This is a genomic window from Streptosporangium sandarakinum, from assembly GCF_013409935.1.
In the GTDB taxonomy this organism is placed as follows: domain Bacteria; phylum Actinomycetota; class Actinomycetes; order Streptosporangiales; family Streptosporangiaceae; genus Streptosporangium; species Streptosporangium nondiastaticum.
Genome location: NZ_JACCCO010000001.1, coordinates 1,782,073 through 1,794,362, shown reverse-complemented (window position 1 = coordinate 1,794,362; position 12,290 = coordinate 1,782,073). Strand labels below are relative to the sequence as shown.

12 protein-coding genes are annotated in these 12,290 nt (G+C 72.5%); 8 read left to right on the top strand and 4 right to left on the bottom strand.

What is annotated here, in order from left to right:
* Window positions 1-7 precede the first annotated feature (7 nt).
* Both HDA43_RS34825 and dprA read left to right on the top strand, forming a co-directional pair.
* Window positions 8-1,717, top strand: a complete 1,710-nt coding sequence (locus HDA43_RS34825) for a YifB family Mg chelatase-like AAA ATPase (protein ID WP_179819083.1) — start codon at window positions 8-10, stop codon at window positions 1,715-1,717.
* Window positions 1,714-3,015 carry a DNA-processing protein DprA gene (dprA, locus tag HDA43_RS07865; RefSeq protein WP_312873093.1) on the top strand — a complete coding sequence of 434 codons (1,302 nt, stop codon included), beginning with the start codon at window positions 1,714-1,716 and terminating at the stop codon, window positions 3,013-3,015. Before HDA43_RS34825 ends, dprA begins: the two co-directional genes overlap by 4 nt.
* A 5-nt stretch (window positions 3,016-3,020) precedes the next feature.
* On the opposite strand, the gene HDA43_RS07860 is transcribed toward dprA, so the two are convergent.
* The 3 genes from HDA43_RS07860 to HDA43_RS07850 all read right to left on the bottom strand — a co-directional run bounded on the left by HDA43_RS07860 (window position 3,021) and on the right by HDA43_RS07850 (window position 5,791).
* The gene (locus tag HDA43_RS07860) at window positions 3,021-3,593 is read right to left on the bottom strand and encodes a Rossmann-fold NAD(P)-binding domain-containing protein (RefSeq protein WP_179819082.1); all 573 of its coding nucleotides are present in this window, start codon (window positions 3,591-3,593) and stop codon (window positions 3,021-3,023) included.
* An 88-nt stretch (window positions 3,594-3,681) separates the two neighbouring features.
* Complete coding sequence (locus HDA43_RS36340) at window positions 3,682-4,071, bottom strand: M23 family metallopeptidase (protein ID WP_312873092.1); 390 nt, start codon at window positions 4,069-4,071, stop codon at window positions 3,682-3,684.
* Window positions 4,072-4,513: 442 nt separating this feature from the next.
* Window positions 4,514-5,791, bottom strand: a complete 1,278-nt coding sequence (locus HDA43_RS07850; protein WP_179819081.1) for an MFS transporter — start codon at window positions 5,789-5,791, stop codon at window positions 4,514-4,516.
* A gap of 67 nt (window positions 5,792-5,858) precedes the next feature.
* Between HDA43_RS07850 and HDA43_RS07845 the strand changes: the two genes are divergently transcribed.
* The 6 genes from HDA43_RS07845 (at window position 5,859) to HDA43_RS07820 (ending at window position 11,158) form a co-directional block, all read left to right on the top strand.
* Window positions 5,859-6,488: an ArsR/SmtB family transcription factor gene (locus HDA43_RS07845; RefSeq protein ID WP_179819080.1), complete on the top strand. Its 630-nt coding sequence runs from the start codon at window positions 5,859-5,861 to the stop codon at window positions 6,486-6,488.
* A gap of 323 nt (window positions 6,489-6,811) precedes the next feature.
* Complete coding sequence (gene rpsB / locus HDA43_RS07840; RefSeq protein ID WP_179819079.1) at window positions 6,812-7,756, top strand: 30S ribosomal protein S2; 945 nt, start codon at window positions 6,812-6,814, stop codon at window positions 7,754-7,756.
* Window positions 7,757-7,869: 113 nt separating this feature from the next.
* Window positions 7,870-8,703, top strand: a complete 834-nt coding sequence (gene tsf, locus HDA43_RS07835) for a translation elongation factor Ts (RefSeq protein WP_179819078.1) — start codon at window positions 7,870-7,872, stop codon at window positions 8,701-8,703.
* Window positions 8,704-8,826: 123 nt separating this feature from the next.
* Window positions 8,827-9,525 carry a UMP kinase gene (pyrH, locus tag HDA43_RS07830; RefSeq protein ID WP_218911649.1) on the top strand — a complete coding sequence of 233 codons (699 nt, stop codon included), beginning with the start codon at window positions 8,827-8,829 and terminating at the stop codon, window positions 9,523-9,525.
* Window positions 9,526-9,707: 182 nt separating this feature from the next.
* The gene (gene frr / locus HDA43_RS07825) at window positions 9,708-10,265 is read left to right on the top strand and encodes a ribosome recycling factor (RefSeq protein ID WP_312873091.1); all 558 of its coding nucleotides are present in this window, start codon (window positions 9,708-9,710) and stop codon (window positions 10,263-10,265) included.
* A 68-nt stretch (window positions 10,266-10,333) separates the two neighbouring features.
* A complete protein-coding gene (locus tag HDA43_RS07820) occupies window positions 10,334-11,158 on the top strand; it encodes a phosphatidate cytidylyltransferase (protein WP_218911648.1) in 825 nt (274 codons plus the stop codon).
* Between the two features lie 48 nt (window positions 11,159-11,206).
* Here HDA43_RS07820 and HDA43_RS07815 read toward each other — a convergent pair whose 3' ends face one another.
* Window positions 11,207-12,289, bottom strand: a complete 1,083-nt coding sequence (locus tag HDA43_RS07815) for a suppressor of fused domain protein (RefSeq protein WP_179819075.1) — start codon at window positions 12,287-12,289, stop codon at window positions 11,207-11,209.
* Between the last annotated feature and the right edge of the window lies 1 nt (window position 12,290).

The window sequence follows — 12,290 nt, the reverse complement described above, 5'->3', positions numbered from 1 at the left end:
GGTGTGAGTGGCCGTCGCGCGCACCCGCTGCGTCGCCCTGATCGGGGTGAGCGGTCATCCCGTCGACGTCGAGGCCGACGTCGGAGCCGGTGTGGCGGGGCTGCACCTGATCGGCATGCTGGACACCGCGCTGAGCGAGGCGCGCGACCGCGTCCGCTCCGCCGTGGTCAACAGTCGGCATCCCTGGCCCGACACGCGGATCACCGTCAGCCTGTTCCCCGCCAGCCTGCCCAAGCGCGGGAGCCTGTTCGATCTCGCGATAGCGGTCGCGCTGCTCGCGGCGGCGGGAGTGGTGCCGGCCGCCAAGGTGGCCGAGCCGTTCTTCCTCGGTGAGCTCGGCCTTGACGGCTCGGTGCGGCCGGTGCGGGGCGTGCTGCCCGCCGTGCTGGCGGCGGTCACCGCCGGGGCCCGCACCGTCGTCGTCCCCGCACGCAACCTCGCCGAGGCGTCCCTCGTGCCGGACGTGACGGTGGTCCCGGCCGCCACCCTGTCCGACCTGGTGAGCCGGCTTCGCCACGACGGGCCGCTGACTCCCGGCGGCCCGCCCGGCCTGCCCGATCTGATCGGTCCAGCCGTTCCGTACGGCTCGCCAGGTTCGTCCGGCTCGTCCGCGGCCGGAGCGGGAGCCATCGAGGGTGACGCGGCGGCCGGATCGGGAGACGCCGCAGGCGATGGGGCGGGCGGGGCGGAGGGCATCGAGGACGCCGCGGGCGACACGGGCGATGCGGGCACCACGGCCGGCTGGGCGGGAGGCGCCGTCCCCGACCTGGCCGACGTGGCCGGTCAGCCCTTCGCCCGCCGCGCCCTGGAGATCTGCGCGGCCGGAGGGCACAACTTCTGGATGCTCGGCCCACCGGGCACCGGCAAGACGATGCTCGCCGAGCGGCTGCCCACCCTGCTGCCGCCGCTGGAGCGCGACCAGGCGCTGGAGGTGACCGCCATCCACTCCGTGGCGGGCGTCCTGCCTCCGGACCGCCCCCTGCTGACCCGCCCGCCCTTCGTCGCGCCCCACCACACCGCGACCGTCGCGGCCATCGTGGGCGGGGGAAGCGGGGCGGTCCGCCCGGGCGCCGTCTCGCTCGCCCACCGCGGCGTCCTGTTCCTCGACGAGGCCCCCGAATATCCCGCGAGCGTTCTCGACTCGCTCAGGCAGCCTCTCGAATCGGGCCGGGTGACGGTCTCCAGGGCGCAGGGCACGGTCACGTTCCCGGCCCGGTTCGTGCTCGTACTGGCCGCCAACCGCTGCCCGTGCGCGCGGCCGTCCCGGCCGGACGACCCGTGCCGTTGCTCCCCGGCGGCCCGCCGCCGCTACCTCGCCAGGCTCTCGGGCCCGCTGCTGGACCGCGTCGACGTCAAGGTCACCCTTTACCCCTCGACGCGGCGGGAGCTGCTCGCCGACCGGCGGTTCATCGAGCCGAGCCGGGTGGTGGCCGAGAGGGTGCTGCTCGCCCGCGAGCGCGCGGCCAGGCGGCTGGCGGGCACGCCCTGGCGGTGCAACGCGGAGATCCCCGCCCGGGCGCTGCACACCGTCTACCGTCCGCCGTCACGGGCGATGGCCCCGCTGCTCACCTGCCTGGACATCGGCGCGTTGAGCGCGCGGGGGCTGGATCGGGTGCTCCGGCTGGCCTGGACGCTCGCCGATCTCGCCGGGAAGGCCGGTCCCGAGGTCGCGGAGACCAACGCCGCTCTCGGCCTGTGGCTGGGGGAGGAGCGGTGAACGACCGGCTCGCGCGGATCGCGCTGATGCGGCTGGCGGAGCCCGGCGACGCGTTGATGGGCGGGCTGGTGGCCTCCCTCGGCGCGCAGGCCGTGGTGGAGCGGGTGCGCGCCGGCCGTCCCGACCCGGCGCTCGTCCGTCTGCTGACCGGGAGCGCCGGCGATGACGGCGGCGGCGCCGGCGGTTCCGTCGGGGACGGCGGCGCCGACGAGAACGACCGTGCCGGCCGCGGGGCCGGCGGGGGTGGTCACGACGCCGGTGGAGGCGGTGCGGGCGGGTCACGGGAGGAGCGGATCGCGGGCCGGCTCCGGCGCGCGTTCGCCTCCTGGTCGGCCCGGCTGGAGCCGGCCGATCCCCGGCGGGACCTGGCGGAGGGAGAGCGGAACGGAGCCCGGCTGGTGATCCCCGGAGACCCGGAGTGGCCCACCCAGCTCGACGACCTGGGGCGGGCCCGCCCCTACGCCCTCTGGCTCCACGGTGACGCCGACCTGCGGTTCTCCTGCCTGCGCTCCGTCGCGCTCGTGGGCTCACGGGCCGCCACGCCGTACGGCGCGCACGTGGCGGCGGAGTTCGGCGCCGGGCTGAGCGGGCGCGGCTGGACCGTCGTCTCGGGAGGCGCCTACGGCGTCGACGGCGCGGCCCATCGGGGGGCCCTCGCCGGGGGCGCGCCGACCGTCGCGGTGCTCGCCTGCGGTGTCGACGTCGCGTACCCCAGCGCGCACCACCAGCTCTTCACCGCCGTGCGCGCTCACGGCGTGCTGGTGAGCGAGTGCCCCACGGGCTCCTATCCGACCCGGCCGCGTTTCCTGATCCGCAACCGGCTCATCGCCGCGCTGTCCAGGGGCACGGTGGTCGTGGAGGCGGCCGTGCGCAGCGGGGCGCTCAGCACCGCGAGGCACGCGCTGTCACTGAACCGCGTCCTCGGGGCGGTGCCCGGGCCGGTGACGTCGGAGACGTCGGCCGGATGCCACCGGCTGATCCGCCAGGGGGCGGCCGTCTGCGTCACCACCCCCGAGGAGGCGATCGAGCTCACCGGCGCACTGGGGGCCGATCTCGCCCGTGAGTCGCACGGCCCGGTGCTGCCGCGTGACGAGCTGGAACCCGAGACCCGCCGGGTGCTGGAGACCGTGCCGGCCAGGGGCGGGGCGGGGCCGGCGGCGATAGCGGTGGCGGCGGGCGTCGGCATGGACACCGCGCTGGCCTGCCTCGGCGGTCTGGCCGCCGCCGGTTACATCGAGCGGGTCTCCCGAGGCTGGCGCCTGCGTCCGGAGGGACCGCGGAGCCCCTCCGGGCGGTGACTCCGTCACCCGGCCGACTTGAGAGCGGGCCGGAGCTCGGCCCAGGCCCACGCTCCGAGCGTCGTGTCGGTCGTGGTCACGGGGGTTCGCGGCTGTTCGGGAACGAACCCCTCGCGGAGCCCGGCCGACATGCCGATGATGGCCTCGGCCCGCGCCCGGGACATGCCGGCGTCGGCCAGCGTGGCGCGCATGTCGTCGTCGCCGACGCGGTGGGCGGTGACCGTACGGCCCAGGACATCGCCGACCACCGCCAGCGCGTCGTCCCAGGACAGGTCCTCCGGTCCGTGCACGGCCTGCACCCGGCGTCCCGACCAGCCGGTGCGCAGCAGCAGGGACGCGGCCACCATGGCGATGCCGGCCGGAGCGACCCAGGCGAACGGCTCATCGGTGGGCAGGAGCACGGTCACGGTGCCCGAGCGGATGGCGTCCAGCTCGAACAGCAGGTTGCTGAAGAAACAGCCGCATCGCAGGTGGGTGACGGCGAGGCCGATGTCGTCGGCGACGATCCGGTCCAGCGCCTCCTCGACACGGGCCAGCCCGTCGATCTCACCGGCGCCCTTGCGGAGCTCGGCGCCCACGCTGCTCTGCAGGACGGTACGGGGAATCCGGTTCCCGGCGATCGCGGCGGCGACGGCCTCGCCGACCTCGGCGTACGCCGCGGCGGGGTCATCGGTCCCGGCGCACCGGCCGGGACGGCAGCAGCCGCACCTGCCCCCGGCCCAGCAGGAGCAACGGGTCGAGGTACAGCCGGCCGCGGAGCAGCCCCCAGTGCAGGCAGCCGGCGGGGCAGTGGCCGGGGACGTCCTGGAGGGCGCCGATCACCTGGTTCCGCTCCACGGCCTGGCCGCGCCGTACCGAGGGGGCGACGGGAAGGTAGGTCGTCCGCAGGCCGTCGTCATGGAGAACGGTGACCACGCCTCGCCCGGCGAGCGGCCCGGCGTAGCCGACCGTGCCGGCGCCGGCGGCGCGGACCTCCGTGCCGGGCGGTGCGGCGAGGTCGGCTCCCCGGTGCCCGGCCAGCCAGGGCCGCGCCGGGGGCGCGAACCCACGGAGCACACGGAGTCGTCCGGTGAGCGGCGGGTCCCATCGGGGGGAGGGTCCGCCGGCCCGGCGGCGAGGCGGGAGCTCCGCCTCGGAGTGCGGTGAGGGCGCGGCTTCCGGGTGTGGGAGGGGCCGGCGGGGGCCGGGATGGAGCGATCCGGGCCGGGGGACGACGGCTTCCGGGCGGCCCGTCCGGTCTTCCCGATCCTGGTCCGGGGCGCCTGCGGCTCCCGGTGCGGTCATCAGCAGTGCCGGCAGCAGGAGATGCGTCCCGAGGGCGCGGAAGGAGCTCATCCGCCCAGCATGGGGATCGCGGTGCGGGCCGGGGCGGACCGAACGCGGTTCTGTGGACGGCCGGCCCGATGTCACGAACGGCACGCGTCGCCGGGGAAGCGGCGCGATGTCAGGGACGGCACGCGTCTCCGGGGAAGCGGCGCGGCGTCAGGGACGGCGCGCGTCACCGGGGAAGCGGGGCGGGGGAGTGGCGCAGCGGGGAGAGCCAGACCATCGGGATGGCGAGGAGCGCGATGCCCGCCGCGCCGCACCACAGCACCGGGCGCAGGCCGAGCAGCTCGCCGGCCAGGCCGCCCGCCAGGCCGCCCGCGGCGACGACGCCGTGGATCCCGAAGGTCATCGTGGCGTTGACCCGGCCCCGCAGTTCGGCGGGGGCCTCCCTGAGGGTGATGGCTCCCATGGAGGTGGCGAAGGCGACGATCGCCGCGCCGCTGACGAGCCCGCTGGCCGCCATGACGGCGAAGCGGGCCCAGACCGGGCCGGAGGCGAGCGCCGTCACCACGTAGTCGAGCGGGAACAGCAGTACCGCGTAGCGGAGCATGCGGTTCTCGCCCACCCGCCCGATGAGGCGTGTCGTGGCCAGGGCGCCGAGCAGGCCGCCCACGCCGAAGCACGCGCTGACCGCGCCGACCATCCCGGCGGGCAGTTCGAGGACGGTGACGGCGTAGAGGATGAAGATCGCCATGTACGCGCCGCCGAAGAAGTTGATCGCCATCCCGGAGCCGCAGAGCGCGCGGAGCGCCGGGGCCGCCACCACGGCGCGCAGTCCCTCGCGGATCTCGGTCCACATGCCGCGCGGAGCCGCGGGCACGTGCTTCTCCGGGGCCCGGATGCCGCGGATCAGGAATGCCGAGGCGAGGAAGGACAGCGCGTCGGCGAGCAGGGCGAACGGCGCGGTGAAGATCTGGACGAGCAGACCGGACAGGCTCGGCCCGCCGATGATCGCCAGTGAGGTCGCCGACTGGAAGCCGGCCAGGGCCTGGGGCCGCTGGCTCTCGTCGACCACGGTGGCGACGTGCGGAAAACCACAGGCCCGGAAGAGCACCGAGCAGAGGCCGACGGTGAACGTCACGGCGACCAGCCACGGCACGGACAGCCATCCGGCGAGCCAGGCCACCGGAACCGTGGCGGTCGCCGCCGCCGCCGTCAGCTCGCAGCCGACCATGACGGGCCGGTGCCGCCGCATCCGGTCGGCCAGCGCGCCCGCCTGGAGCCCGGCGATCAGGTAGGGGAGGGAGCCGGCGGCGGCGAGGAGGCCCATCTGCGCGGGGGAGGCGCCGAGGAGGGTGGCGGCGGTCAGCGGCACGGCCAGCCGGGAGACCTCGGCGCCGGTCTCGGAGACGGCGCGCGCCGACAGCAGCAGCCGGTAGTCGCGCTGCCGGCGGAGGGGGACGGGGCGGGGCTCGGAGACGGCGTCGTCGGTCTGAAGGGAATGCTTCACATCTATGAAAGTAACCCTTCACAGATCTGAAGGCAATCCTTCAGACCTGAGCGGGTACGGTTTCCCCATGACAGAGGAGGCGCGCAGGCAGCTCACCGATCCCGTGGCGATGCGGGCGCTCGCCCACCCCGCGCGGCTGGCGATCCTGAACCGGCTGCAGGCCGAGGGGCCGGCCACCGCGACCGAGGTGGCCGAGATCGTCGGCATCACGCCCAGCGCCGCCAGTTACCACCTGCGGATGCTCGCCAAGTACGGCTTCGTGGAGGACGCGCCCGCGCGCGGCGACGCCCGGGAGCGCATGTGGCGGCACAGCTCCCGCGGGATGGTCATCAGCACCGAGGCCGGTGACCTGCCGGAGGTGCGGGCCGCCAAGGATCTGCTCATCAAGGCCGTGCGCGATCACGCCGCCGACGAGGCGACGCGCGCACTGGCGAACTTCGACCGCGAGCCCGCCGAGTGGCAGGAGGCGTCGATCTTCTACCGGGCCGCCCTGATGGTGAGCGCCGAGGAGCTCAGGGAGCTGCAGCGGCGGATCGACGAGTTGCTGGACCCGTACTCGATCAACCGGCGCGATCCGGCGCGGGTCCCGCCCGGCGCCCGGGTCGCGGAGGCGCAGGTGAACCTCTTCCCCCGCGCCGAGCGACGCCCGCACGGGCTCCCACAGGAGGGCACGCACCCCGGCCCCCTCGACGGGTAGGCCCTTCCGCCTCCCCCGTCGGCGAGGCGCCGTTCCCCCCGCGGGCGGAGGGCGGTTCCCCCTGCCGGCCCGGGGACGGTTTCCCCGCATGCGGTCAGGATGGCTGACGCGCCGGGGTCGGGCGAAGGTCCGGCTGAGGGTACACTTTTCGATGGCCTGCAACGCGCGGGCCGACTTCGCATGTCCCACTGAGAACCATCTCCCTCGGTCCGGGCGAGAGCCCGGCTGGAGCCGGTTCGGGGCATCAGGGCGGTGGCCGAGGGCCGCCGCGTCAACTGAGAACAGCGCCCAGCGATGGGCGCCCCGACCTGGAGGACAATCACATGTCCACCCCCGTCGTCACCATGCGACAGCTGCTCGAGAGCGGCGTTCACTTCGGCCACCAGACTCGTCGCTGGAACCCGAAGATGAAGCGCTTCATCTTCACCGAGCGCAACGGCATCTACATCATCGACCTCCAGAAGTCGCTGTCCTACATCGACCGGGCCTACGACTTCGTCAAGGAGACCGTCGCCCACGGCGGCACGATCATGTTCATCGGCACGAAGAAGCAGGCGCAGGAGGCCATCGCCGAGCAGGCGTCCCGCGTCGGCATGCCGTACGTCAACCAGCGCTGGCTGGGCGGCATGCTCACCAACTTCTCCACCGTGCACAAGAGGCTCCAGCGTCTGAAGGAGCTTGAGGAGCTCGACTTCGACAACGTCGCCGGCTCGGGGCTCACCAAGAAGGAGCTCCTCATGCGCCGCCGCGAGAAGGAGAAGCTGGAGCGCACCCTCGGCGGTATCCGCGACATGGCCCGTGTTCCGAGCGCGGTGTGGGTCGTCGACACCAAGAAGGAGCACATCGGGATCAGCGAGGCCCGCAAGCTCAACATCCCGGTCGTCGCGATCCTCGACACCAACTGCGACCCGGACGAGGTCGACTACCCGATCCCGGGTAACGACGACGCCATCCGCGCCGTCGACCTGCTGACCCGCGTCGTGGCCGACGCCGTCGCCGCCGGTCTCATGGCCCGCGCCGGCGCCAACCGCGGTGACGACAAGCCGGCCGTCGCCGGTGGCGCCGAGCCGCTCGCCGAGTGGGAGCAGGAGCTGCTCGCCGGTGCCGAGAACGAGGCCAAGGCCGAGGCCGCCCCGGCTGAGGCTCCGGCCGCCGAGGCCGAGGCCGCTCCGGCTGAGGCTCCGGCCGCCGAGGCTGAGGCCGCCCCGGCCGCCGACGCCGCTCCGGCCGAGGCCCCGGCCGCCGAGGGCGACGACCAGCAGGCCTAGTCCTCATCTCGTACGGCTCGCCGTACGAACCCGCAAGGCTCTTTTTCGGGTGGGTACGCCTCTTGAAGGGGCGTACCCACCCGGTCCACGACGATTCCGACGAGGAAAAGACAATGGCTTCCGTGAACATGGCCGACGTCAAGCGGCTTCGCGAGCTGACCGCCGCCGGCATGATGGACTGCAAGAAGGCCCTGGAGGAGTCCGAGGGCGACTTCGACCGCGCCATCGAGATCCTGCGGCTCAAGGGCGCCAAGGACGTCGGCAAGCGCGAGGCCCGCACCGCCTCCAACGGCCTGATCGCCCTGAAGCAGGACGGCGACTCGGCCGCCGCGCTGCTGGAGCTCAACTGCGAGACCGACTTCGTGGCCAAGGGCGAGCGCTTCCAGGAGCTGGCCGCCCAGGTCGTCGAGCACATCCTGGCGACCCGTCCGGCCGACGTCCCGGCCCTGCTGGAGTCGGAGTTCGACGGCAAGACCGTCAAGACCCACCTCGACGAGGCCAACGCCGCGCTGGGTGAGAAGATCGAGATCCGTCGCTTCGCGGTCCTTGAGGGCGGCTACATCGGCGCCTACATGCACAAGACCGACCCGCAGCTCCCGCCGGCGGTCGGCGTGCTCGTGCAGCTCGACGCCCCGAACGCCGAGGTCGCCAAGGACATCGCCCAGCACGCCGCCGCGATGGCTCCGAAGTACCTCAACCCGGACGCCGTTCCCGCGGACGTCATCGAGAAGGAGCGCGCGCTCTTCGAGGAGATGACCCGCGAGGAGGGCAAGCCCGAGGCCGCCATCGGCAAGATCGTCGACGGCCGCATCAACGGCTGGTTCCGTGACTTCACCCTGCTGCAGCAGGCGTTCGTCAAGGACAACAAGAAGTCCATCGGCAAGTACGCCGACGAGAACGGTGTCAAGGTCGAGGCCTTCGTCCGCTTCAAGGTCGGTCAGGCTTAGTCTTAACCCAGCTTCTCTCAGCCACAGCACTACAACGAGGAGGCCGCCGTCGTGCAGGAGAACTCAGAATCCGCTACGTCGGCGGTTTCTTCGTATTCGGGTCCGCTCCGCTGGAAGCGGGTCATGTTGAAGCTGTCGGGCGAGGCGTTCGCCGGCGGAGAGCCGCTGGGCATCGATCCCGGGGTCGTCGGCCACCTGGCCGACTCGATCGCCGAGGCCGTCCGCAAGGGCGTGCAGGTCGCGGTGGTGGTCGGCGGCGGCAACATGTTCCGCGGCGCGGCCCTGTCCGAGCGCGGCATGGACCGCGCCCGGGCCGACTACATGGGCATGCTCGGCACGGTGATCAACTGCCTGGCCCTCCAGGACTTCCTGGAGAAGCGGGGCATCGACACCCGCGTCCAGACGGCGATCACCATGCAGCAGGTCGCCGAGCCCTTCCTGCCCCGTCGCGCCATCCGTCACCTGGAGAAGGGGCGCGTGGTCATCTTCGGGGCCGGGCTCGGCTCGCCGTTCTTCTCCACCGACACCTGCGCCGCGCAGCGCGCGCTGGAGATCGGTGCCGAGGCGCTGCTCAAGGGCACCCAGGTGGACGGCGTCTACGACGACGATCCCCGGAAGAACCCCGACGCCGTACGGTTCGACCACCTCGAATATGGTGAGGTCCTGACCCGTGGCCTCGGTGTGATGGACGCCACGGCCATCAGCCTCTGCATGGACAATGGCCTGCCCATCGTGGTCTTCGACCTCATGGGTGAGGGCAACATCCTGCGGGCGGTGCGTGGTGAGAAGATCGGCACGCTGGTGAGTCCGGCAGGGAAATAGGGAGCGAGCCTGACGAGCGAGCGGAGCGGTGCGCGACGTAGGAGTGTCCCGCGAAGTGAGTGAGGATGGTGAGCGACCCATGAGCGGGGAGCGAGCCTGACGAGCGAGCGGAGCGGTGCGCGACGTAGGAGTGTCCCGCGAAGTGAGTGAGGATGGTGAGCGACCGAGAAGAAGGAGTCGCTGTGATCGACGATACCCTCCTCGAAGCCGAGGAAAAGATGGACAAGGCCGTGTCGGTGGCGAGGGACGACCTCGCCGGCATCCGTACGGGCCGCGTCACCCCGTCGATGTTCAACAAGATCACCGCTGAGTACTACGGGACGCCCACTCCCATTCAGCAGCTGGCCTCGTTCCATGTCCCCGAGGCTCGCATGGTCATCATCCAGCCCTTCGACAAGGGCTCGATGGCCGCGATCGAGAAGGCGATTCGCAACTCCGACCTCGGTGTCAACCCCGGTAACGACGGTCAGGTCATCCGTGTGGCCTTCCCCGAGCTGTCGGAGGAGCGCCGCAAGGAGTACGTGAAGGTCGCCCGGACCAAGGCGGAGCAGTCCAGGGTCTCCGTCCGCAACATCCGCCGCCACGCCAAGGAGACGCTCGACAAGCTGATCAAGGAGGGCGAGGCGGGTGAGGATGAGGTGCGTCGCGCGGAGAAGGAGCTCGACGACCTCACCCAGAAGCACGTCGCTAAGATCGATGAGCTGCTCCGGCAGAAGGAAGCCGAGCTGCTCGAAGTCTGATTCGTGGTCCTTGTCCCGTCCGGGTCTCCGGTACGGGGCAAGGATTTTGTGTACGGAAGTGGGACCCCTTGGAAGCTGCGGCGGGCGGTAGCCGTACCGGCCGGAATCTCCCCGCCGCCATCGCGGTGGGCGTCGGCCTGGGAGCGGCCGTCATCGGCTCCCTCTACTTCGTCAAGGTGCTCTTCCTCGCCGTGGTGATCGCGGCGGTGGGCGTCGGTGTGACGGAGCTGGTCAGGTCGTTCGCGCAGAGGGACATCCGGGTTCCGCTGATCCCGTCGCTCGCCGGGATGGCCGCCATACTCGTCGGCGCCTACTACGGCGGGCCCGCCTGGATGCTCGGGATCTTCGCGGCGACGGTCCTGGTGCTGATGGTCTGGCGGATGTTCCAGGGCACCGAGGGGTACGTCCGCGACATCTCCGCCACCGTCCTGGTCACGGTCTATCCGTCGTTCCTCGTCGGGTTCGTGGCGCTGTTGCTCAGCCACCCGGTCGACGGCCCGGATCGGGTGATCACCTTCATCGCCACGACGGTCGCGAGCGACATCGGCGGATACGCCGCGGGAGTCCTCTTCGGCAGGCACAAGATGTCCCCGCTGATCAGCCCGAAGAAGACCTGGGAGGGCTTCGCCGGCTCGGCGATCGCCTGCATGGCCGTGGGCGGCTGGCTGGTCTCCTGGCTGCTGGAGGCCGAGATCTGGAAGGGCGTCCTGCTCGGCGCGGTGGTCGTGGTGTTCGCCACGCTCGGCGACCTCGTCGAGTCGGTGATCAAGCGGGACCTCGGCGTCAAGGACATGGGTAGCGTGCTGCCGGGCCACGGCGGCCTGATGGACCGGCTCGACTCCCTCCTCGCCGCGCTCATCCCGGTCTGGGTGCTGCTCACCCTGCTGATCTGACCGCCCGGCGCCCCGGGCGGGCCGGGGCGTCCGGGGCGCGTCGCCGGGTCAGCCCGCCCGGGTGGCCCGGTCGGCCGGCAGCCGGGGCAGCAGCGCGCGGTAGCCGCTCGCGGCGGACAGGCGCAGCTCGTCGTCGGTGAGCGGCACCAGCCAGAGCCACCGTACGGCGTCGCCGCCGAAGGTGAAGCCCGACAGGTCCGGCAGGCCGGACGGCCCGGCGAGCATGATGACGCCGTTGTAGGTGGAGCCGAGCGGGAACGTCTCCGGCCGGTGATACCACTTCGCCGTGTGCCCGTGACCCAGCCAGGTGACCGAGTGCCAGGGGTACTGCGCCAGCCACAGGAACAGCCGGGCCGCCTCCCGGGCGTCGCCCCGGGTCGCGACGGCGAGCTCCACCCGGGCGTACGCCTCGGGCCGGTCGATGTACTGCTCCACGGTGGGCATCCGCTGGCAGCTCATCCCCACCGTGGACAGGATCGTGTGCTCCCGGTCCCCCTCCGGGGGCCGCTCGGTGATGCCGACCGTGGGCAGCCGTCCACCGCCGGCGTCCCAGAATCTCCCCGCGGTGCCGACCGCCCGGTCCAGGTGACCCATCACGAACTGCTGGAAGGTGGCCCAGGAGCCCTCACTCCCGCGCCACTCCCAGTAGGAGCGGGCTTTGGCCAGCCGCGGGGCCAGGGCCTCCATCGCGTCCTCCAGGGACCAGGCGAACGGCGACTCGCCCACCGCGTCGCGGGAGTATCCCGGCATGCCGCGGCTCACGTCGGCCCAGCCAGGAATGACCGCCAGCAGCTCGTCGTTCTCGTACAGGGCGACGCCGTCGCCCTCCTCGAACCACAGTGACCGCAGGGTGCCCAGTGGTCGCCTGCCGCCGGGGTGCCGGGTGTTCACCCGGACGGCCACCGGCGGGAGTTCGGAGTTCAGCCGGTCCAGGTCGGTCGTCTCCGGGGCCGGAACGTGGTTGGCCAGCCACACCGCTCCGTGGACCTCGCCCTTCGGCCCGCACAGGTAAGCTACCGAGGAAGTCTCGTCGCGTTCGACCACCAGGGTGCGGCTTCCGTAGGGGCTGGCGTCGCTGAGCAGGACCTCGATGCCGTCTCCCCGCTCACCCGCGGACCGGATTGTCGCCATA

Bases quoted from the DNA above. Each gene is read 5' to 3' on its own strand.
- HDA43_RS07845 (WP_179819080.1), top strand. From the start codon at position 5,859: ATGACAGAGGAGGCGCGCAGGCAGCTCACCGATCCCGTGGCGATGCGG.
- rpsB (WP_179819079.1), top strand. From the start codon at position 6,812: ATGTCCACCCCCGTCGTCACCATGCGACAGCTGCTCGAGAGCGGCGTT.
- tsf (WP_179819078.1), top strand. From the start codon at position 7,870: ATGGCTTCCGTGAACATGGCCGACGTCAAGCGGCTTCGCGAGCTGACC.
- pyrH (WP_218911649.1), top strand. From the start codon at position 8,827: ATGTTGAAGCTGTCGGGCGAGGCGTTCGCCGGCGGAGAGCCGCTGGGC.
- HDA43_RS07815 (WP_179819075.1), bottom strand. From the start codon at position 12,289: ATGGCGACAATCCGGTCCGCGGGTGAGCGGGGAGACGGCATCGAGGTC.